The sequence below is a fragment of the Polynucleobacter sp. 35-46-11 genome (assembly GCF_002281105.1).
Genome location: NZ_NCFJ01000375.1, coordinates 1 through 2,539 on the forward strand (window position 1 = coordinate 1; position 2,539 = coordinate 2,539).

4 protein-coding genes are annotated in these 2,539 nt (G+C 44.8%); all 4 read right to left on the minus strand.

The features are described from left to right. The coding region (locus B7Y67_RS15125; protein WP_293599345.1) for a four helix bundle protein at window positions 1-240 on the minus strand (240 nt) is incomplete at its 3' end. 36 nt (window positions 241-276) lie between these two features. After that, the gene (locus B7Y67_RS15130) at window positions 277-1,635 is read right to left on the minus strand and encodes a hypothetical protein (RefSeq protein WP_293599346.1); all 1,359 of its coding nucleotides are present in this window, start codon (window positions 1,633-1,635) and stop codon (window positions 277-279) included. A gap of 2 nt (window positions 1,636-1,637) precedes the next feature. Continuing rightward, complete coding sequence (locus tag B7Y67_RS15135) at window positions 1,638-1,898, minus strand: hypothetical protein (protein WP_293599347.1); 261 nt, start codon at window positions 1,896-1,898, stop codon at window positions 1,638-1,640. A gap of 9 nt (window positions 1,899-1,907) precedes the next feature. After that, the coding region (locus B7Y67_RS15140) for a hypothetical protein (protein WP_293599348.1) at window positions 1,908-2,539 on the minus strand (632 nt) is incomplete at its 5' end.

Genomic DNA, 2,539 nt, shown 5'->3' on the forward strand with positions numbered 1-2,539 from the left:
AGCAAGATTGGTAAACATCCGTAATTGCTCATGTCTTACATCCAAATTTCCTAATACAGTTTTTTTGTGATAACGCTTTTGCCCTTCAATCATGTAGGAATAGACTTCATACATACAGTTGCGGATTTGCTGAGATAAAGCATATCTTTCAAACTTTGGAAAATGATTAAGATAAATATTCATCAATTTTGCAGTTTCAATAAATTTCTGATTTAGCTCAGCTTCAGAGTGTTGTCCCATAATTAATGGGGATGGCTCTCGCCACCCCTAACATCCTTACAAATACAAGGCAGAGCGGAAGCCAAAGGTGTTGTACGAGGTCGTCCGGACGTTGCCCAGAATGAGACACCAGACCCCCGCATTGGAGGAGTTGCTCCAGGCGCCGCCCAGGAGCGGAGCCATTTCGTTTGGCTTGTAATCGTAGATCACATCATTGCCAAACATATTGGTGCCGCCAATACCCGTTGCTAATGGAATGCCTGCGCCAGCCATAGCCCATGCGGTGCCGCTAGTAGCCTCTGAGAGTACTTGAGTTGCGCTACCCATACCAAAGGATCGGTTAGCGCCAGTAGCCCATAGTGGGCCATAGGTTGTGCCAATATTGGTGTACATGGCAGCGTAACCAGTAGCGCCCCATAAGTCACCAGCTAGCGTATTACCGCCCGTGACCGCCTTCATATCTGCTGAGGTATTGAGCAAGAAATAGTTAGTGCCATCGCTAGTTAAACCAGGACAAAAATCGTATGTCAGGCCATTGAGATCAGCGATACCGCAGTTTTGACCATTATGAGTAGTGCGATTAAAGAGGTTTGCTGATCCAGTCTTACCGCAGCCGGTATAGGTGCCATTGCCGTCATAGACATAGGTAATCGCGCCGTCTTGAGCATCTCCTAAAGCATTATTGTTATTGCCTTTGGGGAAGTGAGTGATACCCGCTGCATCGTACCAAGCGCACCAGGTAGATGCGGTAGCTGATTGGCCATGAGCAACGGAAAGCATTGCTAAGGCAGAGCGTTGGAAAATGCTTGTTGGGAAAAAGCTAGATCCACGGGTTTTAGCCGCTGCAACAGATCCGCCTAATGTATTAGCTGGAGCACCCGTTAAAGCAGAATATATGGCTGTAGATAGCGTGCCTCGCTGACCACTAGTGAGCACAATACCATTACGCAAACTAGAGGCAATACCGCCATTATTACTGACCTTGTATTTATCAATAAAAAATCCATAAGTTACGTTTCCAGCGTTATAGAATGCTCGATGTAATGCATAGCCAGCTGAATTCGCGGCTGCGACTGTGGCATAAGTTGAGAATGATTTGATGTCAATCTTATTTAAAGCAAGTCCATTAGAACCAGTGCCTACTTTATAAAAAAAGGCTGGTACCCAAACCATGACAGAGCCATCGGAGTATTTGTAGTTGCCATAGTTATCTGAGGCCTGATCACCATACCCTTCAATTCCCACCATTCCGATAGGTAATGGTCCAGGACAAATGCCTACACCAAATCCACGCTGTCCAGCAAGGCCAATATCATTAATGCCAGTGGAATAGCCTGGAGCGATTCTGAGTCCGTATGGAAAGTTAGCGGGTTGATTGCCCGGTGCTGCGAATTCATCGAATATTGCTTTGCTCATGATTACATTCCTCTTAAGGTTGAGTTGCCGAGCCCGGTGATAGTGACATCAGGTGAAATTTCAACGGGATCTATTAAAACTGCGTTATATCCATCAGGGATAGTTACGTTTGACGTAATTTTGTTTGGATGCATCAAGATATTGGGTGGGTTACCCGTGCTCGATAGCAATCCATTGACAGCAGACCACAGGCTATATAGAGCTGCTTTAAAGGTTGAATTAGTGGCAGGCCTATCAAATGCAGACCAATCTTGTAATGGCATATAAATCTCCTAGTAAAGACGAATTTCAGCGTCAATCAATCCTTGAACCTGATTGCCTAAATTGTTGTAACACTTGATCAATGGACCGCTGAGTGATTTATCAATGGTCAGCGCGGTACTTGCGCCATTGCCATCAGATTGCACTGTTAATTTAATTCCTAATATTCCATACCATCCAGCACCAATGGGTAGCCGAGTGCCGGTATTACTAATTACTAGGTCATTAAAATACAGGGTGGTAGTGTTGGTAGAGGCTGATACAGAAAAGGCATTGATTCTGCCCTGCTCTTTTCCGCCCGAGACAGTGACTCTAAATTCATAGCCTCCAGTCTCAGCAACAATGGAGCCTGGCCAATACATCCAAGGATTATTAGCGCCAATTCTTCTATATTCCACAGACCCATTACCAACTATGTCAGATTTCAGCGTAAGGTTGATGGCCCTATTAAGAGTAGTTGGTACGTACTGACAGACATAAGAAATTTCTGAATATCCATAATTCCAAAATTGATCAGTATCACCATGCCAAAACTCTTCTTTACCTGACTGCCAAAAATCAGGATCTAAAGAATCGGCAATAATTCCGCCCGGAGTCATGGTGCCTCCAGTGATCACCCCAGGCCATCCAATAGAGTCAAATA